Annotated in this window: 22 protein-coding genes; 12 read left to right on the forward strand and 10 right to left on the reverse strand. The window is 62.3% G+C overall.

Translation table 11 applies throughout. The features are described 5' to 3' along the window. Positions 1 to 42 precede the first annotated feature (42 nt). The 4 genes from F8N66_RS08520 to F8N66_RS08535 form a co-directional block, all read right to left on the reverse strand. Positions 43 to 243: an SEC-C metal-binding domain-containing protein gene (locus F8N66_RS08520; RefSeq protein WP_034146774.1), complete on the reverse strand. Its 201-nt coding sequence runs from the start codon at positions 241 to 243 to the stop codon at positions 43 to 45. 5 nt (positions 244 to 248) lie between these two features. Further along, positions 249 to 734, reverse strand: a complete 486-nt coding sequence (locus tag F8N66_RS08525) for an LEA type 2 family protein (RefSeq protein WP_150769749.1) — start codon at positions 732 to 734, stop codon at positions 249 to 251. 65 nt (positions 735 to 799) lie between these two features. After that, entirely contained in the window at positions 800 to 1276 is a 477-nt protein-coding gene (locus tag F8N66_RS08530; protein ID WP_150769750.1) for a YchJ family protein, read from the reverse strand. Between the two features lie 4 nt (positions 1277 to 1280). Continuing rightward, a complete protein-coding gene (locus F8N66_RS08535) occupies positions 1281 to 1778 on the reverse strand; it encodes a DUF6231 family protein (RefSeq protein ID WP_150769751.1) in 498 nt (165 codons plus the stop codon). Positions 1779 to 1968: 190 nt separating this feature from the next. Between F8N66_RS08535 and F8N66_RS08540 the strand changes: the two genes are divergently transcribed. The 4 genes from F8N66_RS08540 to F8N66_RS08555 all read left to right on the forward strand — a co-directional run bounded on the left by F8N66_RS08540 (position 1969) and on the right by F8N66_RS08555 (position 4646). Beyond that, positions 1969 to 2664, forward strand: a complete 696-nt coding sequence (locus F8N66_RS08540; RefSeq protein WP_150769752.1) for an OmpA family protein — start codon at positions 1969 to 1971, stop codon at positions 2662 to 2664. A gap of 90 nt (positions 2665 to 2754) precedes the next feature. After that, positions 2755 to 3468, forward strand: a complete 714-nt coding sequence (locus F8N66_RS08545) for an OmpA family protein (protein ID WP_150769753.1) — start codon at positions 2755 to 2757, stop codon at positions 3466 to 3468. Between the two features lie 148 nt (positions 3469 to 3616). Then, a complete protein-coding gene (locus F8N66_RS08550) occupies positions 3617 to 3895 on the forward strand; it encodes a DUF1145 domain-containing protein (RefSeq protein ID WP_150769754.1) in 279 nt (92 codons plus the stop codon). Continuing rightward, entirely contained in the window at positions 3888 to 4646 is a 759-nt protein-coding gene (locus F8N66_RS08555) for a collagen-like protein (RefSeq protein ID WP_150769755.1), read from the forward strand. The genes F8N66_RS08550 and F8N66_RS08555 overlap by 8 nt, the downstream gene beginning before the upstream one ends. 103 nt (positions 4647 to 4749) lie before the next feature. On the opposite strand, the gene F8N66_RS08560 is transcribed toward F8N66_RS08555, so the two are convergent. After that, positions 4750 to 5214: a CopD family protein gene (locus tag F8N66_RS08560; RefSeq protein ID WP_150769756.1), complete on the reverse strand. Its 465-nt coding sequence runs from the start codon at positions 5212 to 5214 to the stop codon at positions 4750 to 4752. A gap of 99 nt (positions 5215 to 5313) precedes the next feature. Between F8N66_RS08560 and dinG the strand changes: the two genes are divergently transcribed. The 5 genes from dinG to pdxH all read left to right on the forward strand — a co-directional run bounded on the left by dinG (position 5314) and on the right by pdxH (position 13303). After that, a complete protein-coding gene (dinG, locus tag F8N66_RS08565) occupies positions 5314 to 7458 on the forward strand; it encodes an ATP-dependent DNA helicase DinG (RefSeq protein WP_150769757.1) in 2145 nt (714 codons plus the stop codon). A 95-nt stretch (positions 7459 to 7553) separates the two neighbouring features. Beyond that, positions 7554 to 10064 carry a beta-agarase gene (locus F8N66_RS08570; RefSeq protein ID WP_150769758.1) on the forward strand — a complete coding sequence of 837 codons (2511 nt, stop codon included), beginning with the start codon at positions 7554 to 7556 and terminating at the stop codon, positions 10062 to 10064. A gap of 208 nt (positions 10065 to 10272) precedes the next feature. Then, positions 10273 to 11418, forward strand: a complete 1146-nt coding sequence (locus F8N66_RS08575) for a serine hydrolase domain-containing protein (protein ID WP_150769759.1) — start codon at positions 10273 to 10275, stop codon at positions 11416 to 11418. A gap of 115 nt (positions 11419 to 11533) precedes the next feature. Then, the gene (locus F8N66_RS08580) at positions 11534 to 12631 is read left to right on the forward strand and encodes an OmpA family protein (RefSeq protein ID WP_150769760.1); all 1098 of its coding nucleotides are present in this window, start codon (positions 11534 to 11536) and stop codon (positions 12629 to 12631) included. 24 nt (positions 12632 to 12655) lie between these two features. Then, positions 12656 to 13303 (forward strand): pyridoxamine 5'-phosphate oxidase, encoded by a 648-nt coding sequence (pdxH, locus tag F8N66_RS08585; protein WP_150769761.1) that lies wholly within the window; start codon positions 12656 to 12658, stop codon positions 13301 to 13303. Positions 13304 to 13308: 5 nt separating this feature from the next. Here the strand turns inward: pdxH and F8N66_RS08590 are convergent, their stop codons facing one another. Further along, positions 13309 to 13545: a hypothetical protein gene (locus F8N66_RS08590; protein WP_150769762.1), complete on the reverse strand. Its 237-nt coding sequence runs from the start codon at positions 13543 to 13545 to the stop codon at positions 13309 to 13311. A 168-nt stretch (positions 13546 to 13713) separates the two neighbouring features. Between F8N66_RS08590 and F8N66_RS08595 the strand changes: the two genes are divergently transcribed. Continuing rightward, the gene (locus tag F8N66_RS08595) at positions 13714 to 14178 is read left to right on the forward strand and encodes a glycine zipper 2TM domain-containing protein (RefSeq protein ID WP_056856122.1); all 465 of its coding nucleotides are present in this window, start codon (positions 13714 to 13716) and stop codon (positions 14176 to 14178) included. Positions 14179 to 14277: 99 nt separating this feature from the next. On the opposite strand, the gene nhaA is transcribed toward F8N66_RS08595, so the two are convergent. Continuing rightward, positions 14278 to 15465, reverse strand: a complete 1188-nt coding sequence (gene nhaA, locus F8N66_RS08600; RefSeq protein ID WP_150769763.1) for a Na+/H+ antiporter NhaA — start codon at positions 15463 to 15465, stop codon at positions 14278 to 14280. Positions 15466 to 15714: 249 nt separating this feature from the next. Between nhaA and F8N66_RS08605 the strand changes: the two genes are divergently transcribed. Further along, on the forward strand, positions 15715 to 16809 hold the full coding sequence (locus F8N66_RS08605; protein WP_150769764.1) for a PLP-dependent cysteine synthase family protein: 1095 nt from the start codon (positions 15715 to 15717) through the stop codon (positions 16807 to 16809). A gap of 126 nt (positions 16810 to 16935) precedes the next feature. Here the strand turns inward: F8N66_RS08605 and F8N66_RS08610 are convergent, their stop codons facing one another. From F8N66_RS08610 to F8N66_RS08620, 3 genes are all read right to left on the reverse strand, one after another. Continuing rightward, entirely contained in the window at positions 16936 to 18549 is a 1614-nt protein-coding gene (locus F8N66_RS08610) for an NAD(P)/FAD-dependent oxidoreductase (protein ID WP_150769765.1), read from the reverse strand. Between the two features lie 95 nt (positions 18550 to 18644). After that, positions 18645 to 19310, reverse strand: coding sequence for a COG3650 family protein (locus F8N66_RS08615; RefSeq protein WP_150769766.1), 666 nt, complete (start codon positions 19308 to 19310; stop codon positions 18645 to 18647). A gap of 107 nt (positions 19311 to 19417) precedes the next feature. Further along, positions 19418 to 20014: a short chain dehydrogenase gene (locus tag F8N66_RS08620; RefSeq protein WP_150769767.1), complete on the reverse strand. Its 597-nt coding sequence runs from the start codon at positions 20012 to 20014 to the stop codon at positions 19418 to 19420. Positions 20015 to 20119: 105 nt separating this feature from the next. On the opposite strand from F8N66_RS08620, the gene F8N66_RS08625 reads away from it, so the two are divergent. Then, a complete protein-coding gene (locus tag F8N66_RS08625) occupies positions 20120 to 21028 on the forward strand; it encodes a LysR family transcriptional regulator (RefSeq protein ID WP_150769768.1) in 909 nt (302 codons plus the stop codon). Positions 21029 to 21196: the final 168 nt, after the last annotated feature.

Below are 21196 nucleotides of genomic sequence, written 5' to 3' on the forward strand. Positions count from 1 at the left end.
CGAAAGCGGGCTATCAGGCGAAGAGGTTCTTCGCCCGAAGCATCAAGCGCCGTGGCACTTCTTGAATTTCTTGCCGTTGCCGCAAGGGCAAGGGTCGTTGCGGCCGACGTCTTTCAGGGCATTGCGCACCGGTTCCTGGTGGGCGTGGCCGCAGTTCGGGCCGTGGACATGGCCATGGTCGTGATCATGGTGGTCATGATCGTGGTTGCAGTCAGGGCCATGGACATGGGGTTGCTGGGTCATCGGGGTTACTCCGGAATAAGATCGGCGGGGATTATCACGCCATTACGCGCCAGGTGCACGTAGCGGGCGATGAATAAACCGGTTTCCATCTCGCCTTCCAGGCGATAGGGAATGCCCTGCTCGGAATTTTTGAGCTGTTTGACCAGGTCTTTGACCTTGGGCCACAGGTTGGTGCGGATCGGCACCTTGTAGAAACGACTGCCCTTGGGGCTGACAGTGATCCAGTGTTCATGCTCGCCTTCGGCCAGCAGGATGTTGCCCAGATGAATGCGGTACTCCATGCCGCGCACGGTCAGGTCGCTGTCGTTGCGGTTGTCGATGCGAAAGTGCAGCACGAACCGCTGCTCCATCAGCTTGGCCCGCACGACTTCCACCTTGACCAGATGCACCTCCGGGTCCGGTTCATCGGTGCTGAACCACGACGCACAGCCGCCGAGCCCCAGGCACAGGGTCAGGGTGAGCAGGCAGCGTGTGAGTCGTCGGGTGATCATGGTCGCGGTTCTCCCTTGAACCCCAGTGTAGGAGCTGCCGCAGGCTGCGATCGTTTGCCCCTGCTTCAGCCGCCGAAATACCCCGAACAGCACTTCTTGAACTTCTGCCCGCTGGCGCAGGGGCAGGCATCGTTGCGCCCGACATCGAGTTGCACGGTGGGGTCGATGAAATACCAGCGGCCGGCGTTCTGCACGAACGAGGAGCGCTCGCGGTGACTGTGTTCGCCGCCGCTATCGTGCCAGCGCGCGGTGAAGGTGACGAAGGCATGCTCCGGCTGCCCGCCGAGGACTTCGGAGCTTTCCACATCAAGACCCAGCCAGGTGCTTTGGGCGCTCCAGTCACTGATCGACTGCCGATCAAGGTCCGTCTGCTGGGCGGGCAGGGTGGTTGCCACCAGGTAATCGATCAGGCCTAGCACATAAGCGCTGTAGCGCGAACGCATCAGGGCTTCGGCGCAGGGCGCCGGGTGACCGGCATGGTAATGACCGCAGCAGGCGTCGAGCAGGGTGCCGCTGCCGCAAGGGCAAATGGATGTACTCATTGCGTTACCACCAGTATTTCCCGAAATTTTCCGGATTGGCCCAGAAACGCGAGTTGAGCCAGTCGGGTACCTGTTTGTAGTCAAGCAGATCATAGGTAAAGAGGGTCAGCACCTGGTCGTCGCGCTGGAAGCGTTCGCTGGCTTGCAGGGCCAGGGAGAAAAAATCCGTCTCCTGCCAGCCGCTGGCGGGCAAGTCGGCCAGGACCGCGATGCGACTGGCATTGAGGTTGCGGATACCGCCGAGCAAATTCAGGCCATCGCGCTTGGGCAAGTGTTCGAGGCAATCGAGCACCAGCGCCAGATCAAAGCGCCGTGCCGCCAATTCGTCAGGCAACGGTCCCGGTGCCGCGTGCGCCACACAACTATCGGGGTGTGCGAGCTTGAACGCTTCAAGCGCGGGAAACTCGCTGGCGCCGATCAGCAGCAGGCGCGAAGGGGCATAACGATCCAGCAAAGCGGCCAGCGCCTGTTGCGGCGTGCGCGAAGAAATACCAGCAATCATCGAAGATCCTCACTCAGATGTGTCAAGACTAGCCTGCCCGCCAGTTCGAGCCTAGAGCGGGTTTGCCGCAAATGTGACGATCTCCCGTGAATACGGGACAAAACAGCAATGGCCTATTGCTGGCGGAGATTAAAACTCCGGTCTTTACTCCGTGAATCGGTTCTAAGCCGATCCTTCAGGAGAAAACTAGATGAGCATAGTTCGGACAGCATTACCCCTGGTTCTGCTAACCAGTGTGTTGACTGGTTGCGCAGGTTTGCAGAAAACCGACTGGCCGACCTGTGCGGCGGTCGGTGGTGTCGTAGGTGCGGGTCTCGGTGCTACCGAGAGTTCGTCATGGGCAGGTTGGGGGGCGCTGGTCGTCGGCGGTACGGCGGCGGCCTATTGCTGGGTACATGGTGATGGCGACGAAGACGGCGATGGCGTGCCGGATAGCCGCGACAAGTGCCCGGGCACGCCTCGCGGCGTGAAGGTCGATGCCGATGGTTGCCCACCACCAGCACCTGCTCCAGTGGTTGAAGAGGTCGTGGTGGTCAAGGAAGAAACCATCGTCATCCGCGATGTTCACTTCCAGTTCGATAAAGCCACGCTCACGTCCTCGGACAAACTGGTACTCGACAAGATTGCCACCCGTTTGAAAGCGGAAGCCCCGACTGCCCAGTTGACCGTTACCGGTCATACCGACAGCGTGGGCAGCGATACCTACAACCAGAAACTGTCGGATAAACGCGCCCACTCGGTGGTTGAGTACCTCATCCAGGAAGGCGTGCCGCGCAGTAACTTTGTGTCTGTCGCCGGTGCGGGTGAAAGCCAGCCGGTTGCCGACAACAAAACAGCTGACGGTCGCGCGCAAAACCGTCGCACGGAAATCAAAATCCAGCGCTAGCGCCCCTCGCATCCGTGGCTTGTGCAGTCGCGGATGCGGGTCTTTACTCCTGTGTAACCGGTATTGGCCGGTGACACAGGAGCTTTCAAAATGAGCAAACTCACACGGACCGTCTTGCCGGTTCTGCTGCTTGGCAGCCTGTTGACCGGTTGCGCTACACACAGCGATGGCACTGCCCCCCTCAATCAACGTACCTGGCCGATCTGCAGCGTCATTGGCGGACTGGTCGGCGGAGGCCTGGGCGCTATCGAAAGTGGCGGTTGGGCGGCCGGTGGAGCGGCGCTCGGTATCTTGACCGGTGGTTTGATCTGTTACGCGCAGGACGGTGACGAGGACGAGGATGGCGTTTTCGACCGCCGTGATCGCTGCCCCGACACCCCGGCCAATACCCCTGTGGAACATCACGGTTGCCCGCTGCCGCAATACCCGGCCAGCGTGAAACCGGCGGAGCCCGTACAGCCCGAAGTCATCATGTTGAGCAATGACGTGTTTTTTGGCTTCAATAAATCGGACCTGACCCCCTACGCGCAGAGCCAGCTCGATTCGATCATGAGCAAACTGCTGGACGCCGATGTGGTGAGCATCAAGGTGGTGGGACATACCGACAGCGTCGGAGCGGATGCCTATAACCAGGCATTGTCCGAGCGTCGCGCCAGCAGCGTCGCCGAATACCTGTTGAGCCAGGGCGTGGCGCCGAACAAGATCACCAGCGAAGGCAAGGGTGAAAGTCAGCCGGTGGCCGATAATGCGACAGAAGAGGGCCGCGCGAAAAATCGTCGCGTAGAGCTGCACATCAATCGCTGAGCCGCGAAATAGAGCCGTCGGGCGAAGATTCATCGCGTTTCGACGGCCATTCGGCGGGCTTCATGAAGAATTTTCGCTTGCCCTCTGGCTTATCCCGCGTGGAAGCCGTTACTGTGCGCGCAAAGAATAATTCTCATCGGGGGAGCGTATGAAGGTGCTATGGGGGCTGGGGAAGCTGTTAACCCTGCTGTTCTGGTTGGTGGTGCTGGTCAATCTGCTCATGCCGTTCATCCATCCGCTGCACCTGCTGGTCAACCTGGCCGGCAGCCTGCTGGCGGTCCTGCATCTCCTTGAGGCGCTGCTGTGCTATCGCAGCCTCCGGGGGCGCGAGCATCCATGGCGTGACCGCCTGAAGATTGTCTTTTTCGGCGTTTTCCACCTGCAAACCATTCCAGCTACCACCGCATCTAAGGCTTCCCATGCGTAAATTCTGTCTGCTCGCCGCACTCATCAGCCCATTGGCCTGCGCCCAGGTGGTGAGTGTCGAAACCAACTCGCTGATGCGCCTGCCCAACACCGCCAGCACCTTGCAGCTGGAGCGCCTGGAAGTGGCCGACTACGGCACATTACTGATTCCCTCGAACGTGACCGAAGTCACCGTTGGCGAACTGCATTTGGGGCGTGATGCGCGGATCGCGATCGTGCCCGGCGAACAGCCGCTGGAATTGAAGGTCAGCCGTGCGCAGTTGTCCGAAGGCAGCCAGATTACCGCTCGCGGTGCGCCAGGCACCTACCAGAAAGCCGCTCGCTCCGGGCGTAACCTGAATTTGCAGATCAAGGCCTTGAACGCACCGCAACTGCAGGTGGATGCGCGCGGTGGCGCGGGTGCGCCAGGGTTTGTCGGCCTTGACGGCGCCAACGGCCAGGCACCGGGTTGCACCTGGGGCCAGGCGGGCCGCGGTGCCGATGGCAGCGACGGCAGTAACGGCCAGCCAGGCGCGCCGGGCGCGTTGGTCAAGCTGGCAGTACCGCACGACTACCCGGCGGAACAGATCAAGGTTCAGGTGGCCGGCGGTGCCGGTGGCCTGGCCGGTCCTGGCGGCAAGCCGGGCGCGGGCGGCAAGGCCAAGGGCTGCATCATCTATAAGGCCGACGGCGGCAAGAGCGGCAAGCCCGGGGCTGACGGGCAACCCGGGACTGCCGGGGCGGCGGGTTCGGTGACGGTGCAGCGGTTGTAAGACACTTTCTGAAATGGCTGTTGCCTGATCAAAGCCGTCGCGGGCCAGCCCGATCCCACAGGATTCACACAGTCCTGTGGGAGCGGGCTGGCCCGCGATGCTTTCAGAAGCTTGGCCGCATCGCAGCCAATACGACCACCACCAACCCCACCAGCAGATTGATCCCCACCACCCGACGAATCCGTCCCAGCACCGCCGCGCCCGCCGGCCAATCCTGCGCCTCAACGGCCGCACGCAACTCCGGCAGCATCAACGCCTGAATCCTGATGAACAGTGCCGTCATCACCACATACAGCCCCATCATCCCCTGCACATAACGTGGCGCCAGTTCAAACCCTGAGAAATGCAGGTTCAGCATGACCACGCCGCTGACGGGCAACAGCACCACCGCCCCCCACACCCAGCGGAAAAAACCCTGAAACACTTCCAGCCACAGCTTCAACCGGGCAGGGCCCTCCAGTGCCTTGATCGCCGCAGGGCGCAAGACCATCCAGGCGAAAAACATGCCACCCACCCACACCAGCGCGGCGAGGAGATGCAGGCTATAAACAAGGCTAAAAGCGGTCATTGGGGTACTCCGTTCTGCGCGGGATTCATTAGCGGGGTATGATAGCGGCCGATCCGAACCACTGAAAATATATCCAGCGTTTTTTGCGCCAGACAATCCATGATCAGCACTGAACTCAAAACCACGATCCAGGGCGCCTATTCGCGTTTTCTCGAAGCCAAGAGCCTCAAGCCGCGCTACGGTCAACGCCTGATGATCGCCGAAATCGCCAAGGTCCTCGGGGACATCGACACCGACGACGAAGGCCGGCGCAGTGGCGACCCCGCGATTGTCGCGGTGGAAGCCGGCACCGGTACGGGCAAGACCGTGGCCTATAGCCTGGCGGCGATCCCCACCGCCAAGGCTGCCGGCAAACGCCTGGTGATCGCCACGGCCACCGTCGCCCTGCAGGAACAGATCGTCTACAAGGATCTGCCCGACCTGATGCGCAACAGCGGGCTGAATTTCAGCTTCGCCCTGGCCAAGGGGCGGGGGCGCTACATGTGCCTGTCCAAGCTCGACATGTTGCTCCAGGAAGGCCACGCACAGACCGCCACCGCGCAGCTGTTCGAGGAAGAAGGCTTCAAGATCGAGGTGGATGAGGCCAGTCAGAAGCTGTTTACCAGCATGATCGAGAAACTTGCCGGCAATAAGTGGGACGGTGACCGCGACAGCTGGTCCACCGCCCTGGAAGACGCCGACTGGGCGCGCCTGACCACCGATCACAGCCAGTGCACCAATCGCCATTGCCCGAATTTCGGCCAGTGCGCCTTCTACAAAGCTCGGGAAGGCATGGGCAAGGTCGATGTGATCGTCACCAACCACGATATGGTGCTGGCTGACCTGGCCCTGGGCGGCGGCGCCGTGCTGCCGGACCCGCGCGACACCATCTACGTATTCGACGAAGGCCATCACCTGCCGGACAAGGCCATCGGCCACTTCGCCCATTACACGCGCCTGCGCTCCACCGCCGACTGGCTGGAAACCACCGCCAAGAACCTCACCAAGCTGCTGGCCCAACACCCGCTGCCGGGAGACCTGGGCAAGCTGATCGAGCAAGTCCCGGAGCTGGCGCGCGAGATCAAGACCCAGCAGCAATTCATGTTCACCGCCTGCGAGCAGATCGCCGATTTCAAGCCCGGCGAAGACGTCGAGGGCCGCGAACGCCCGCGCCACCGTTTCGTCGGCGGGGTGATCCCCGAGCACATGCGCGAGATGGGCATCGAGCTGAAGAAAGGCTATTCGCGCCTGACCGATTTGTTCACGCGCCTTACCGATCTGCTTAAGGAAGGCATGGACGGCGAGGTCAACATCGGCATCGCCAGCAATCAGGCCGAGGAGTGGTACCCGCTGTTCGGCAGCCTGTTGTCCCGTGCTTCCGGCACCTGGGAGTTGTGGACCGCGTTCACCGTCGAAGACCCGGAAGACAACCCGCCCATGGCGCGCTGGCTGACCCTGGCCGAAAGCGGCTCGCTGTTCGACATCGAGGTCAACGCCAGTCCCATCCTCGCCGCGGAAATGCTCCGGCGCAATCTGTGGAACGTCGCCTATGGCTGTCTGGTGACCTCGGCGACCTTGACCGCCCTGGGCACCTTCGACCGTTTCCGCATGCGCGCCGGCCTGCCGAAAAAGGCCGTGACCGCGGTCGTGCCGAGCCCGTTCCATCACGCCGACGCCGGCGTGCTGCGAGTGCCCAACCTCAACGCCGATCCCCGGGATGCGGCGGCGCACACGGCGGCGATCATCCGCGATCTGCCGCAACTGGTCGAAGGTTCGCGGGGCACGCTGGTGCTGTTTTCCTCGCGCAAACAGATGCAGGACGTGTTCGATGGCCTCGACCGCGACTGGCGCAAGCAGGTGTTCATCCAGGGCAACCTGTCCAAGCAGGAAACCCTGAACAAACACAAGGCACGGGTCGATGGCGGGGATTCGAGCGTGTTGTTCGGCCTGGCGAGTTTCGCCGAAGGGGTCGACTTGCCCGGCGCCTATTGCGAGCACGTGGTCATCGCCAAGATTCCGTTCTCCGTGCCCGACGACCCGGTCGAAGCGGCGCTGGCCGAGTGGATCGAAGCCCGGGGCGGCAACCCGTTCATGGAAATCTCCGTGCCGGACGCCTCGCTGAAACTGGTCCAGGCCTGCGGCCGCTTGCTGCGTACCGAAGAAGACCGCGGCACCATCACCTTGCTCGATCGGCGCCTGGTCACCCAGCGCTATGGCAAGGCGATCCTCAATGCGTTGCCTCCCTTCCGTCGTGAAATTTCCTGATACGTCGGTGGGCAAATCTGCCCGCCGCGTTGTCTATCTCTCTGTCATCGCTGTTCCACTGGCCCATCGAGGTCGTTAGGGAGAATTTCGTTCTCATGATTCGCCGTTCGCTGCGCCGTTCGTTACCTGCCGCATTGGCCTTGATCTTTTCTGCCCCGTTGCTGGCGGCGCCTGCCGGCCAGCAGACGCTGTTCAACTTTGTCCGCCCCGCCGATGTGGTGCGCGTAACGACCGAGAACGCCGACCTGCCACAAGCCAACGCCGAGCAAACCGCCGAAGGCGAAGTGTTGCGTCGGGTGACGTTCAACCCGGTCGCCCGGCCGACCTTGCGCCTGGCCCCGCAGACCGGTGCCTGGGACTGGTCGCAGTCCGGGATGATGAGCCTGCGCATCCAGAGCGCGATGAACTGGGCGATCACCCTCTATGTGCAAATCCAGAGCAATGACGGCAAGACCCTGGTCAGCCGCATCGACCTGCCGGCAGGTCCCGCGCAGACATTGCTGGTGCCGTTGGTGGCGACGTCGCCGCTGAGCCAGGGCATGAAAGCCGGGCCGCCGATGCCGGCGACGGTTGAGGGCCAGCGTGTGTTGCTGGCCAGCAGCAGCGGCGAGCTGGATCGCAGCCAGGTGGTGTCGGTCAGCCTGTCGATGGATCAACCGAAAGCCGCTCAAAGCATTTTGCTCGAACGCTTCGGCGTACAGGACGGTGGGGCGGTCACCCAGGCCGTCTACGGCGGTTTGGTGGACGTTTATGGCCAATCGACGCGGGCCAGGTGGCCGGAAAAAGTCGGCAGCGACGAGCAACTGAAATCCGCCGCGGCCAAGGAACAGCCGCAACTGAAAGCCTGGCTGGCCCAACGCGATAAGGCATCGCTGGACAAGTTTGGTGGCTGGACCCAGGGCCCCGCATTCAAGGGCAGCGGTTTTTTTCGCACTGAAAAACGCGATGGCCGCTGGTATCTGGTAACGCCCCTGGGGTATCCGTTTTATTCGCTGGGGGTCAACACCGTCGCCGCCGACGTCAACCAGACTTACATCGCCGGCCGCGAATGGATGTTCGAATCCTTGCCCAAGGCCGACGAGCCGCTGGCCAACCACTATGGTGATGGCGACAACCGGGGCGGCAATGGCGTCGATCAGGGGCGGGGTTTCAATGCCGGACGCTGGTATGACTTCTATGGCGCCAACCTGCAACGCCTGTATGGCGATCCGTGTGCGCCGGGCAGCGATACCAAGGCCGGTGTCGCCGAAGCGGCCAAGGCCGACGCGGTAGAAGCCAGCGCAGAGAAGGCGGCCGAACAACCTGTTCAGGCATCGACCGAATCCGGTGTTGCCGAAGCCGCCAAGGCCGATGCCGTGCAGGCGACGGCAGCGAAAGCGGCCGGGCCCGCACCGGCCGAACCCTGCAAAGCGGCGTTTGACGAACAGCGCTGGGCCAGCCAGACCCTCGATCGCTTGCAAGCCTGGGGCTTCAACACCCTTGGCAACTGGAGCGCACCGGCGCTGGGCGAGGCTGAACGCGTGCCCTACACCTTGCCGCTGTCGATCGTCGGCGATTACGCCAGCATCAGCACCGGTAACGACTGGTGGGGCGGCATGCCCGATCCGTTCGACCCGCGTTTCGCCATGGCCACCGAACGCGCCGTGGCCATCGCCGCCCGCGATCATCGCGACGATCCATGGCTGATCGGTTACTACGCCGACAACGAGCTGGCCTGGGCCGGCCCCGGCGACGATCCGAAAGCCCGCTACGCCCTGGCCTACGGCACCTTGAAAATGACCACCGACGTACCGGCCAAGCGCGCATTCCTCAAGCAGCTGCGCGACAAGTACCGTAACCAGGCGGGGCTTTCCAAGGCCTGGGGCATCGACCTGCCAGCCTGGGAGTTGATGGAAGATCCCGGTTTCGTGCCGCCGCTGCCAAGCGCCGAATACCCGGAAATCGAGGCTGACTTCAAATACTTCCAGAAGGTCTTCGCCGACACCTATTTCAAAACCATTTCCGACTCGCTCAAGTGGCACGCGCCGAACCAGTTGCTGCTCGGTGGCCGCTTTGCCATCAGTACGCCAGAAGCGGTTGAATCCTGCGCCCGGTATTGCGATGTGTTGAGCTTCAACCTGTACACCCTGCAACCGCAGGACGGCTACGATTTCGCCACATTGCGCAGCCTCGACAAGCCGGTGCTGATCACCGAATTCAACTTCGGCTCGACTGATCGCGGTCCGTTCTGGGGCGGCGTGACACCATTGGCGAAGGAAGAGGACCGTGGCCCGGCCTACGCGAACTTCCTGAAACAGGCGCTGAGCGAACCGTCGATTGTCGGTGTGCACTGGTTCCAGTACCTCGATCAACCCGTCACCGGACGCCTGCTGGATGGCGAGAACGGCCACTTCGGCCTGGTCGGCATTACCGATCTGCCATTCCAGGGCTTTGTCGACAGCGTGCGCAAGAGCAACCTGGCGGCCGTCGATCAATTGGCCAAGGAGGCGCAGAAAGCCAGTGCCGAAGCCCACAAGGCCAGCCATGACGTCGAAGGCGGGCGTCAGGCCGAGGCGGGTAAAGGCCCGGGGAAGGGCGCGGGTGGGCATTCCGGCAAAGGCCATTGAGTCCTGATAGACCGCGAGCAAGCCCGCTCCCACAACAACGCGGTCAACATGTGGGAGCGGGCTTGCTCGCGAAGGCGCCTTTATCGGCGCACTGTATTTCTGATCAGTTCTGAGGGTGTTTTACCGCCCAGCCCGCCCCTGTTCCCAAAACCCTCAAGGGCTGGAACAATGCGGACCACTTTGTAGAGTGTTTACCGGGGAGTTGCGGGTGCAGATTCAGGGTCATTACGAGCTTAAGTTCGAGGCAGTGCGTGAAGCGTTCGCGGCGCTGTTCGACGATCCCCAGGAACGTGGCGCGGCGTTGTGCATCAAGATCGGTGGCGAGACTGTACTGGACCTGTGGTCCGGTACCGCCGACAAAGACGGTGCCGAGGCCTGGCACAGCGACACCATCGCCAACCTGTTCTCCTGCACCAAAACCTTCACCGCTGTCACCGCCCTGCAACTGGTGGCAGAAGGCAAGCTGCAACTGGACGCACCGGTTGCCCGTTACTGGCCGGAGTTTGCCGCGGCCGGCAAAGAATCCGTGACCCTGCGCCAACTGCTCTGCCATCAGGCCGGATTGCCGGCGCTGCGCGAACTGCTCGCCCCCGAAGCCCTTTACGACTGGCAAACCATGGTCGACGCCCTGGCAGCCGAAGCCCCCTGGTGGACGCCGGGTGAGGGCCATGGCTATGCGGCAATCACCTATGGCTGGCTGATCGGCGAGTTGCTGCGGCGTGCCGACGGTCGCGGGCCGGGTGAATCCATCGTGGCCCGCGTGGCCAAGCCTCTGGGGCTGGACTTCCACGTCGGCCTGGCCGATGCGGAATTCCACCGCGTGGCGCATATCGCCCGTGGCAAGGGCAACGCCGGTGATGCCGCGGCCCAGCGCCTGCTGCAAGTCACCATGCGTGAGCCGACCGCCATGACCACCCGCGCCTTCACCAACCCGCCTTCTGTCCTGACCAGTACCAACAAACCGGAATGGCGGCGCATGCAACAACCGGCGGCCAATGGCCACGGTAACGCCCGCAGCCTGGCCGGGTTTTATGCCGGTCTGCTCGATGGCAGCCTGCTGGAAGGCGAAATGCTCGACGAGTTGACCCGCGAGCACAGCCTTGGCGAAGACAAGACCCTGCTGACCCGAACCCGCTTCGGCCTGGGTTGCATGCTGGATCAACCGGATGTGCCCAATGCCACCTTCGGCCTGGGCCCGCGAGCGTTCGGGCACCCGGGCGCTGGCGGTTCCATCGGTTTTGCTGACCCGGAGCACGATGTGGCTTTCGGTTTTGTGACAAATACACTGGGGCCGTACGTCTTGATGGATCCGCGCGCGCAACAGCTTGTGCGGGTACTGGCCACTTGTCTGTAAATCCCGCTCAAAGGTCCCAGGTCCGGAACCCGAAAGCCTTTTCAGTTTCATATCGTCTGTTTATGCGGGCCTGACCTGCCTGAATTTTTTTTGACTTCATTTTTGTGGATATCCAATGTCAACCAAACCAACCCTCGCCTTGGCACTGTGCTTCGCTATTACCGGTTGCGCACAGAATCCGAAAAATGATGCGGACGGCGGCAGCTGGTGGCCGTTCAGTTCCTCCGACAAGGTCGCGGCCAAAGAGCCGGCGCCCGCACCTTTGAAGCCCGCGGCAACCGCCCCGGTGGCCAAGACTGAAAGCAGCAGCCACTGGTACTGGCCGTTCGGTTCCGATGAGAGCGCTGACAAACCCGCCGCCAAGCCGGAATTGAAACCTGAAGCCAAGCCTGTCGCAGTCGCCAAGGCAGATGCCGAGGCGGGCGGCAAGTGGTGGTGGCCATTCGGTGGCAAGGATCAACCGACCGCCAAAGCCGTACCGATGCCGGACCCGAAAGTCACCCAGGCCTGGCTCGACGACTACGAACCGCGCCTGCGTGCAGCCATCAAGGACAGCAACCTGCAACTCGAACGCCGCGAGAACGTGCTGGTGGTGATCGCGCCGGTCGAAGGCTCGTTCAACCCGGACCGCCCGGCGATGCTGCTGCCTGTCACGCTCGGCCCGTTCACCCGCGTGGCGAAAATCCTTGAAGTCGACCCCAAGACTGCCGTGCTGGTACTCGGCCATAGCGACACTTCGGGCGCCGCGCCGGCCAACGTGAAGTTGAGCCAGGAGCGTGCACAAGCTGTGGCGGCGATCTTCCGTCTCAGCGGCCTGCAGCGTGATCGCCTGATGCTGCGCGGCATGGGCGGTGAAGCCCCGCGTGCGGCCAACGACAGCGTTGAAGGGCGCGCCTTGAACCGTCGCGTGGAACTGATGGTGACGCCGCAAAACACCATGGTCGCGTTGCTGAGCAAGTACAATATGCCGGCCCCGGCGCCTGTGCGCATGGTCGCGGCCCAAGACGCCAAACCGGCTGCCAAGCCTGTGACGCCGGCACCTGCGGCGAAAAAAGCCGACGTTCCGGCAGCGAAAAAAGCACCGGCCAAGAAAGCCGCCAAGGCCCCAGCCAAGAAGGCTCCGGCCAAGACAGCAACCCCGGCGAAAAAGACCGCACCGGCCAAAGCCGCAGCCGACACGAAAAAAGTCGCCGCCGATACCACCAAGCAGTGATTCGTTAACCAAAAGGAATGCGTCATGACCAAGGCCCTGGCCGATATGCGCCGCGATTACACCCGTGATGGCCTGACCGAGGCGCAAGCCCCGGCCGAGCCGTTCGCGCTGTTCCACCAGTGGTTTGCCGACGCGGTGAAAACCGAGCAGGCGCCGGTGGAAGCCAACGCCATGACCCTGGCCACGGTCGACCAGGACGGTCGACCCCATTGCCGCATTCTGCTGCTCAAGGGCCTGGACGCCCAGGGCTTCACCTTCTTTACCAATTATGACAGCGCCAAGGGCCAGCATCTGGCCGCGAACCCGTTCGCGGCCATGACCTTTTTCTGGCCGACCCTGGAACGCCAGGTGCGCATCGAAGGACGGGTGGTGAAGGTCACGGCTGAAGAATCTGACGCTTACTATCAGGTTCGCCCGCTGGGCAGTCGCCTCGGCGCCTGGGCTTCGCCCCAGAGCCGGGTGATCGCTGATCGTGCCGAACTCGAAGCGCTGCTCAAGGACACCGAGCAACGTTTCAGCGACAGCCAGCCGCATTGCCCCGAACACTGGGGCGGTTATCGTCTTTTACCTGAGCGCATCGAGTTCTGGCAGGGCCGTTCGAGCCGCCTGCACGATCGCCTGAACTATCGCCTGCAGGGCGCCGACTGGATTCTTGAACGTCTGGCACCCTAGGCAGTCTACCGATCGGGATAGCCTGCTGCAGCGGCCTCAAGCCATTGCGGCAGGTCTCGACGCTTGATCTTCTGCGCCTGGGCGCTCGCCAATTGCTCGAGCATGAACGCTTTTTTCTGCTCGTCCCGCCCCGCCAGTGCCAGCGCCAGATCGCGGTCCATCCAGCGTTTGATCCGCACGTACAGCCACCAGTGGAAGTACAGGCCGGCGACGGTCGTGACGACAATGATAAAGTAATCCATGAAAATCCCTGGGCCAGCGGCGCAGTTGGCCGTAATTGCCGCTACTGTGTGGTGAGTTTGTTCAGGCGGCTGTACTAGAACTGAATGAAACCATTTTTATCCGGGCGATGCCGTGACAGGCGTCAAGCTGCGGAGTTTAATGACTACCTGTCCTTTGGAGTTGATGCTATGCGTAAGTCTGTTCTGCTGGTTGCTTCCTTTTCCACGATGGCGATGTTGCTCACAGGCTGCCAGTCGAGCCTGACCGGTGACTCCTACTCCCGTGACGAAGCGCGTCGCGTGCAGACCGTTCGCATGGGTACCATCGAAGCATTGCGCCCGGTGAAAATCGAAGGCACCAAAACCCCGATCGGCGGCCTTGCCGGCGCAGCCGTCGGCGGCGTTGGCGGCAGCGCCATCGGTGGCGGCCGCGGCAGCATCGTCGCCGCAGTCATCGGCGCAGTGGCAGGTGGCCTGGTGGGCTCGGCGGCCGAAGAAGGCCTGACCCGTACACAAGGTGTCGAAATCACCGTGCGCGAAGACGACGGCAGCATGCGTGCCTATGTGCAGCAGGTTCAGGAAAACGAAGTGTTCCGTGTTGGCGAGCGTGTGCGAATCGCGACGGTTGACGGGACAAGCCGCGTTACGCACTAAGCGGAATAACGGCTAAAAGAAAACCCCGATCAGGTGACTGGTCGGGGTTTTTGTTTGTGTGCTGACAGGCAACGTTGTGAATTTTCGGTAGTTCCCGATTTATGCGGTTTGAACGCTGCCCTGGCGACTCGCTGCCGCGGTCACTGAATAACCGATCAACGCCGCCAGTATCGAACCGGTCAGGATGCCCATCCGGTCCATCCCCGCGTATTCGCTGGCGCCCGGTACGAAGGCCAGGGAGCCGACGAACAGGCTCATGGTGAAACCGATCCCGCAGAGGATTGCCACGCCCAGCACCTGGCCCCAGTTGGCGCCTTGGGGCAGGGCGGCAATGCCGGATTTCACTGCCAGCCAGGTCAGGCCGTACACGCCGAGGGTTTTGCCGAGCAGCAGGCCAATCGCGATGCCCATTGGCACGTTGTGGGTGAAGCTTTCGACGGTGACACCGCTCAGGGACAGGCCGGCGTTGGCAAAGGCGAACAAGGGCAGGATGCCGTAGGCCACCCAGGGATGCAGGGCGTGTTCGAGGGTCAGCAGCGGCGACGGTTCGGCATTTTTCGTGCGCAGCGGGATGCAGAGCGCCAGGGTCACGCCCGCCAGCGTGGCATGCACGCCGCTTTTTAGGACGCAGACCCATAGGATCAGGCCGATGATCATGTAGGGCCCGAGCTTGACCACACCGAGCCGGTTCATGCCGATCAGCGCCGCGATGCAGGCTGCGGCCAGCGCCAGGGACAGGGTCGACAGCGCACCGGAATAGAAGATCGCAATGATGATGATCGCGCCGAGGTCGTCGATGATCGCCAGGGTCATCAGGAACAGTTTCAACGAAACCGGGACCCGCTTGCCCAACAGCGCCAGCACGCCGAGGGCGAAGGCGATGTCGGTGGCGGTCGGAATCGCCCAGCCGCCGAGGGCTGGCGGGTTGTCACGGTTGAGAAACCAGTAGATCAGCGCCGGCACCACCATGCCGCCAATGGCGGCCGCGCCGGGCAGGACGATTTGCGAAGGCCTGGACAGTTGCCCGTCGAGCACTTCACGCTTCACTTCCAGGCCGATCAACAGGAAAAACAAGGCCATCAGGCCGTCGTTGATCCACAGCAGCAGCGGCTTGGCGATTTTCAGGGCGCCGACCTGGGCCACCACCGGTGTGTCCAGCAGTCCGTTGTACAGCCACGACAGCGAGGAGTTATTGATGATCAAGGCCAGTAGGGCGGCGGCGATCAGTAACAGACCGCTGGCAGCTTCCAGCTGAAAGAAGCGCGTGAACGTGCTACGCAGAGGCAAAGTCGCTCTCCATCGATGAATTTAGAGGTGGGACACCCTAACGCGTACCCTTAGAAGTTAAAACAAAAGTTATATTCTTTTTTGTTATATGTCGTTACAACCCGCTGGTTCCGTACGGACTTGAGCCTAGCAGTTGGCCAGCGTATTGGGCCTCAGCTGTACCTGTGCGCGATGTAGGAATTTTCCTAAGCTTGAGGGCTGAGCCTGGCAACCAGGCCGACTCCTGCCCGATACAACGAGATCAACACCATGAGCGACAACCGACAGTGGGCCCGCGAAGCCATCCGGATCATCGAGGCCGACTTCCAGCGCAGCGCCGACACCCACCTGATCCCTTTGCCATTGCCAGGCTTCCCGGGCATCGAGTTGTATTTCAAGGATGAGTCCAGCCATCCCACCGGCAGCCTCAAGCATCGCCTGGCCCGCTCGTTGTTCCTGTATGCGTTGTGCAATGGCTGGCTCAAGGCCGGTGCACCGGTGATCGAGGCTTCCAGCGGTTCGACGGCGATTTCCGAAGCGTATTTCGCCCGTTTACTGGGGGTGCCGTTCATTGCGGTGGTGCCGGCCAGCACGTCCAAGGAGAAAATTGCACAGATCGCGTTCTACGGTGGCCAGACACATCTGGTTGACGATCCGACGCAGATCTACGCCGAGTCCGAGCGGCTGGCGCGGGAGCACGATGGGCATTTCATCGATCAGTTCACCTATGCCGAGCGCGCCACCGACTGGCGGGCGAACAACAACATCGCCGAATCGATCTTCCAGCAGATGCGTTTCGAAAAGCACCCGCAGCCGAGCTGGCTGATCTCCAGCCCCGGCACCGGTGGCACCACGGCGACGCTGGGACGTTACGTGCGCTATCGCCAGTATTGCACCCGGGTACTGTGTGCCGATGCCGAGCGCTCGGTGTTTTTCGATTACTACCAGACCGGCGATGCCAGCCTGCGCCTGGATCACGGCTCGCGCATCGAAGGCATTGGCCGGCCACGGGTGGAAGCGTCATTCCTGCCCAAGGTCATCGACGCGATGGTCAAGGTGCCGGATGCGTTGTCGCTGGCGGCCATGCATTACCTGGCCGAGCGGTTGGGGCGGCATGTCGGTGGATCGAGCGGGACTAACCTGATCGGCGCGCTGATGGCGGCGCAGCACATGGCGGCGGCGGGGGAGACGGGGTCAATCGTGGCGATCCTGTGCGACAGTGGCGAGCGTTATGCCACGACGTACTACGATCAGAAATGGCTCAAGGCCGAGGGGTATGAGTTGAGCGGGTTGATGGCCGTGGTGGCGGCGAGTGTCGAACAGGGCATTGCGCTGCCGGCCAGCGTGTTGCGGGCCAATATCTGAGATTTTTCCGACACTGAAGTATCCATGTGGGAGCAGGCTTGCTCGCGAAGGCGGTTCAACATTCAACATCTCTGTTGGCTGATACACCGCTTTCGCGAGCAAGCCCGCTCCCACAGGGGACTTGTGTCAGGCTTCGAGGCCAAGGATGTCCCGGGCCACCGCTTCCGCAATGCGAATCCCGTCCACACCCGCCGACAAAATGCCCCCCGCATAACCCGCGCCTTCACCGGCCGGGAACAAGCCCTTCACGTTGAGGCTTTGCATCGATTCGTTACGGGTGATCCGCAGTGGCGACGAGGTGCGGGTCTCGATCCCGGTCAGTACCGCGTCGTGCAGCGAGTAACCGCGAATCTGCTTTTCGAAGGCAGGCAAGGCTTCGCGAATGGCTTCGATGGCGAAGGCCGGCAAGGCCAGCGCCAGGTCACCCAGGGCCACGCCTGGTTTGTAGGACGGTTCAACGCTGCCCAGTTCGGTGGATGGCTTGCCGGCGATGAAGTCACCGACCAGTTGCGCCGGCGCCTCGTAATTGCCGCCGCCCAGCACAAAGGCATGGGATTCCAGGCGTTCCTGCAACTCGATTCCGGCCAGCGGGCCGCCCGGGTAGTCGACTTCCGGGGTAATCCCGACGACGATCCCGGAGTTGGCGTTGCGCTCGTTCCGCGAATACTGGCTCATGCCGTTGGTGACCACGCGGTTCGGCTCGGAGGTCGCCGCCACCACCGTACCGCCGGGGCACATGCAGAAGCTGTAGACCGAACGGCCGTTCTTGGCGTGGTGCACCAGTTTGTAGTCGGCGGCACCCAGTTTCGGGTGGCCGGCGTACTTGCCCAGGCGCGCGCGGTCAATCAGCGACTGCGGGTGCTCGATACGGAAACCCACCGAGAATGGTTTGGCTTCCATGAAAACACCGCGGCCATGCAGCATGCGGAAGGTATCGCGGGCGCTGTGACCGAGGGCCAGGATCACGTGCTTCGAATGGATCTGCTCGCCACCATTGAGTTCGACGCCGACCAGTTGCCCGTCTTCGATCAGCACGTCGGTCACCCGCTGCTGGAAGCGCACTTCGCCACCGAGGGCGCGGATCTGCTCGCGCATGTTTTCCACGACGCCGGTCAGGCGGAACGTGCCGATGTGCGGTTTGCTGACGTAGAGGATTTCTTCCGGCGCACCGGCCTTGACGAACTCATGCAGGACTTTACGCCCGATGAACTTCGGGTCCTTGATCTGGCTGTACAGCTTGCCGTCCGAGAACGTGCCCGCGCCGCCTTCGCCGAACTGCACGTTGGACTCGGGGTTGAGCACGCTTTTACGCCACAGGCCCCAGGTGTCCTTGGTGCGCTGGCGGACTTCGGTGCCGCGTTCGAGGATGATCGGCTTGAAGCCCATTTGCGCCAGCAACAGCCCGGCGAATATCCCGCACGGGCCGAAACCGACGACGACCGGGCGCGCACTCAGGTCGGCCGGTGCCTGACCGACCGGTTTGTAGCTGACATCCGGTGCCACGTTGACGTTACGGTCATCGGCGAACCTGTGCAGCACCGAGGCCTCATCCTTGACGGTGAGGTCGATGGTGTAGATGAAGCACAGTTCGGAGGATTTTTTGCGCGCGTCGTAGCTGCGCTTGAACAAGGTGAAATCGAGCAGGTCATCGCTGGCAATGCCCAGGCGCTGCACGATGGCAGGGCGCAGGTCTTCATCGGGATGGTCGATCGGCAGCTTGAGTTCGGTGATTCGTAACATGACGGGATCCGGTTCGCGGGGCGCACAACTGCGCCAGGGCGTTTGAAGCCGGCGATTATAAGCGCCAATGACCCGCTCCCGTGAGGCCTAAACGATCAGTCGTCACGCGATCCGCCGAAATACCCGCAGCCGCGTTGCACCCGGCCGTCGATACGCAGTTCGGCAGTCATGTGCTGGATGCTGCCGGTGGTGCTGTCGATGCAGCGTTGCGGCGCGACCCACAGTTCGATGTGTTGATTGTTGGCTTCGGTGCTGAGGTTGAAGCGGCCCTCGCCCAGTTGCTCTTCGACGTAGGGCACGGCCAGGGGCGGCTGGCCCGCGCGGTCGATGATCATGCCTTTTGCGCTGACACTCACTTTCCACTCAGGCGTATGGCCGGCAGCGCGCAGGATCAGCTTTTTGAAATCGGGGTCTTCACAGGCATTGCCCGAGCGCTCGACGCGGTACAGCTGTTCGAGGTCCAGTTGCCCGTCGCCGGAACCGGCAACGATCCGCCCGCGCACGTCGGCGAACAACCTGCCCTGGGCATCGGCCAGGCTCGCGGCCTGTTGCAGGACGCTGGTACCGCCGGTGTCGGTGACCGAATAGCGACGCTGTTCGCCGCACGGCTGGAACAGCAGCTTGCCGTCGGCGGCGCTCAACTGGCCCTGCATACGGGTCTGGCCAACGTGGGAAGCGCTTTCACGGGAGCTGTCGAGCAATTGGCAAGCGGCGAACAGCGGAAGCAGGGCAACGAGGACGAGGGAACGGGCAACACGCATCTTGGGGTCTCCTGACAAGTGTCGCCACGTTACGCAGACTGACCGTTCATCACAACCATGGGTTATGTTCGCGTTCTGCCTGCGGCTGCTCCTGCTGGATGGGCGGATTAGATGTGAAAGGTCTGGCCGGTCTGCAGGCCTTCGACACTCTTGGCGTAGGCCAAAGCCACATCCGCCGCGGGAACCGGTTTGAAGCCGCGGAAGTAGGGTGCGTATTTGCCCATGGCTTCGACCAGCACGTTCGGGCTGATCGAATTCACCCGCAAGCCGCGCGGCAATTCGATGGCCGCAGCCCGGACGAAACTGTCCAGCGCACCGTTGACCAGCGCTGCGGAGGCGCCGCTGTAGATCGGGTCGTGGCTGAGCACACCGGTGGTGAAGGTGAACGATGCGCCGTCATTGGCGAACTCACGGCCGATCAGCAACAGGTTGACCTGGCCCATCAGCTTGTCTTTCAAGCCGAGGGCAAAGCTTTCCTCGGTCATTTCCGCCAAGGGGGCGAAGGTCACGTTGCCGGCGGCGCAGATCAGCGCATCGAACTTGCCGGTTTGCTCGAACAGTTTGCGAATCGAGGCGCTGTCGCTGATATCCACCTGAAAGTCACCGCTGTTGCGGCCGATGCGGATGATTTCGTGGCGCGGGGACAGTTCTTTGTCCACCGCCGAACCGATGGTGCCGCCTGCGCCGATCAAAAGAATTTTCATGCTGCCGTTCCTCCAGTGGTTTGAATGTGGGTTCAGTTTAGAGTGGTTTTTTCCACGGATAAGCGCGCTAATAGGCAACCTTTGGTTTTCAATTGGAAACAATCCATGAGCGAGATGGACGACCTGGCGGCGTTCGCCGTGCTGGTGGAAGCCGGCAGTTTTACCCTGGCCGCGCAGCAACTGGGGTGCAGTAAGGGGCAGTTGTCCAAGCGCATCAGCCAACTGGAAGCGCAGTTTTCCGTGGTGCTGCTGCAGCGCACCACCCGGCGCTTGAGCCTGACGGCGGCTGGCGCGGCGTTGTTGCCGCAGGCGCAGGCGCTTGTCGTTCAAGTGGAAAGGGCGCGTCAGGCGTTGGCACGGCTCAAGGACGACATGGCCGGTCCGGTACGCATGACCGTTCCGGTGTCGCTGGGAGAGACCTTTTTCGATGGCTTGCTGCTGGAGTTCTCGGCCAAGTACCCCGAGGTGCAAATCGAACTGGAGCTCAACAACAGTTATCGCGATCTGTCCCGTGACGGCTTCGACCTGGCGATCCGCTCCGATGTCGCCCTGGATCAGCGACTGGTGGCGCGTCCGCTATTGGCCTGGCACGAAATGACCTGCGCCAGCCCGGCGTATCTGGAGCAATACGGGGAACCGCTGACCCCTCACGCCCTGGCCGAGCACCGCTGCCTGCTTAACAGCCATTACAGCGGCCGCGAAGAATGGCTCTATCACCAGCAGCACGAATTGTTGCGCGTGCGGGTCTTCGGACCGTTTGCCAGCAACCATTACAACCTGCTGAAGAAAGCCGCACTGGCCGGCGCCGGTATTGCCCGCTTGCCGTCCTACGTGCTGCCGGCGGAGTTGGCGGACGGGCGATTGCGCTGGCTGCTGCGCGATTATCAGACCCGGAGCATGCCGATGTACCTGGTGCACCCCTATCAGGGCGGGTTGCCGAAACGCACGCAGGTGCTGGCGGATTATTTGATGGGGTGGTTCAAACGCAGTGGCGAGGCGCTGGATCGCCTGTAGCTGGCACACAGAACCTGTGGGAGCGGGCTTGCTCGCGAATGGGGCGGATCAGTCGATATTGATGTGACTGGTCCGCCCCATTCGCGAGCAAGCCCGCTCCCACAGGGTCCAGTGTCGTTGAAGGGGCATAAAAAAACGGCCCGAAGGCCGTTTTTTGTTTACCGCAAT

The organism is Pseudomonas fluorescens (assembly GCF_902498195.1).
Taxonomy (GTDB): domain Bacteria; phylum Pseudomonadota; class Gammaproteobacteria; order Pseudomonadales; family Pseudomonadaceae; genus Aquipseudomonas; species Aquipseudomonas fluorescens_BU.

What these genes read in the sequence shown, in the direction of transcription:
- F8N66_RS08535 (WP_150769751.1), bottom strand. Translation starts at nt 1,778, where the DNA reads ATGATTGCTGGTATTTCTTCGCGCACGCCGCAACAGGCGCTGGCCGCT.
- F8N66_RS08555 (WP_150769755.1), top strand. Translation starts at nt 3,888, where the DNA reads ATGCGTAAATTCTGTCTGCTCGCCGCACTCATCAGCCCATTGGCCTGC.
- F8N66_RS08605 (WP_150769764.1), top strand. Translation starts at nt 15,715, where the DNA reads ATGAGCGACAACCGACAGTGGGCCCGCGAAGCCATCCGGATCATCGAG.
- F8N66_RS08560 (WP_150769756.1), bottom strand. Translation starts at nt 5,214, where the DNA reads ATGACCGCTTTTAGCCTTGTTTATAGCCTGCATCTCCTCGCCGCGCTG.
- F8N66_RS08550 (WP_150769754.1), top strand. Translation starts at nt 3,617, where the DNA reads ATGAAGGTGCTATGGGGGCTGGGGAAGCTGTTAACCCTGCTGTTCTGG.
- F8N66_RS08545 (WP_150769753.1), top strand. Translation starts at nt 2,755, where the DNA reads ATGAGCAAACTCACACGGACCGTCTTGCCGGTTCTGCTGCTTGGCAGC.
- dinG (WP_150769757.1), top strand. Translation starts at nt 5,314, where the DNA reads ATGATCAGCACTGAACTCAAAACCACGATCCAGGGCGCCTATTCGCGT.
- F8N66_RS08520 (WP_034146774.1), bottom strand. Translation starts at nt 243, where the DNA reads ATGACCCAGCAACCCCATGTCCATGGCCCTGACTGCAACCACGATCAT.
- F8N66_RS08620 (WP_150769767.1), bottom strand. Translation starts at nt 20,014, where the DNA reads ATGAAAATTCTTTTGATCGGCGCAGGCGGCACCATCGGTTCGGCGGTG.
- F8N66_RS08625 (WP_150769768.1), top strand. Translation starts at nt 20,120, where the DNA reads ATGAGCGAGATGGACGACCTGGCGGCGTTCGCCGTGCTGGTGGAAGCC.
- F8N66_RS08525 (WP_150769749.1), bottom strand. Translation starts at nt 734, where the DNA reads ATGATCACCCGACGACTCACACGCTGCCTGCTCACCCTGACCCTGTGC.
- F8N66_RS08615 (WP_150769766.1), bottom strand. Translation starts at nt 19,310, where the DNA reads ATGCGTGTTGCCCGTTCCCTCGTCCTCGTTGCCCTGCTTCCGCTGTTC.
- F8N66_RS08530 (WP_150769750.1), bottom strand. Translation starts at nt 1,276, where the DNA reads ATGAGTACATCCATTTGCCCTTGCGGCAGCGGCACCCTGCTCGACGCC.
- F8N66_RS08595 (WP_056856122.1), top strand. Translation starts at nt 13,714, where the DNA reads ATGCGTAAGTCTGTTCTGCTGGTTGCTTCCTTTTCCACGATGGCGATG.
- pdxH (WP_150769761.1), top strand. Translation starts at nt 12,656, where the DNA reads ATGACCAAGGCCCTGGCCGATATGCGCCGCGATTACACCCGTGATGGC.
- F8N66_RS08540 (WP_150769752.1), top strand. Translation starts at nt 1,969, where the DNA reads ATGAGCATAGTTCGGACAGCATTACCCCTGGTTCTGCTAACCAGTGTG.
- F8N66_RS08580 (WP_150769760.1), top strand. Translation starts at nt 11,534, where the DNA reads ATGTCAACCAAACCAACCCTCGCCTTGGCACTGTGCTTCGCTATTACC.
- F8N66_RS08590 (WP_150769762.1), bottom strand. Translation starts at nt 13,545, where the DNA reads ATGGATTACTTTATCATTGTCGTCACGACCGTCGCCGGCCTGTACTTC.
- F8N66_RS08610 (WP_150769765.1), bottom strand. Translation starts at nt 18,549, where the DNA reads ATGTTACGAATCACCGAACTCAAGCTGCCGATCGACCATCCCGATGAA.
- F8N66_RS08570 (WP_150769758.1), top strand. Translation starts at nt 7,554, where the DNA reads ATGATTCGCCGTTCGCTGCGCCGTTCGTTACCTGCCGCATTGGCCTTG.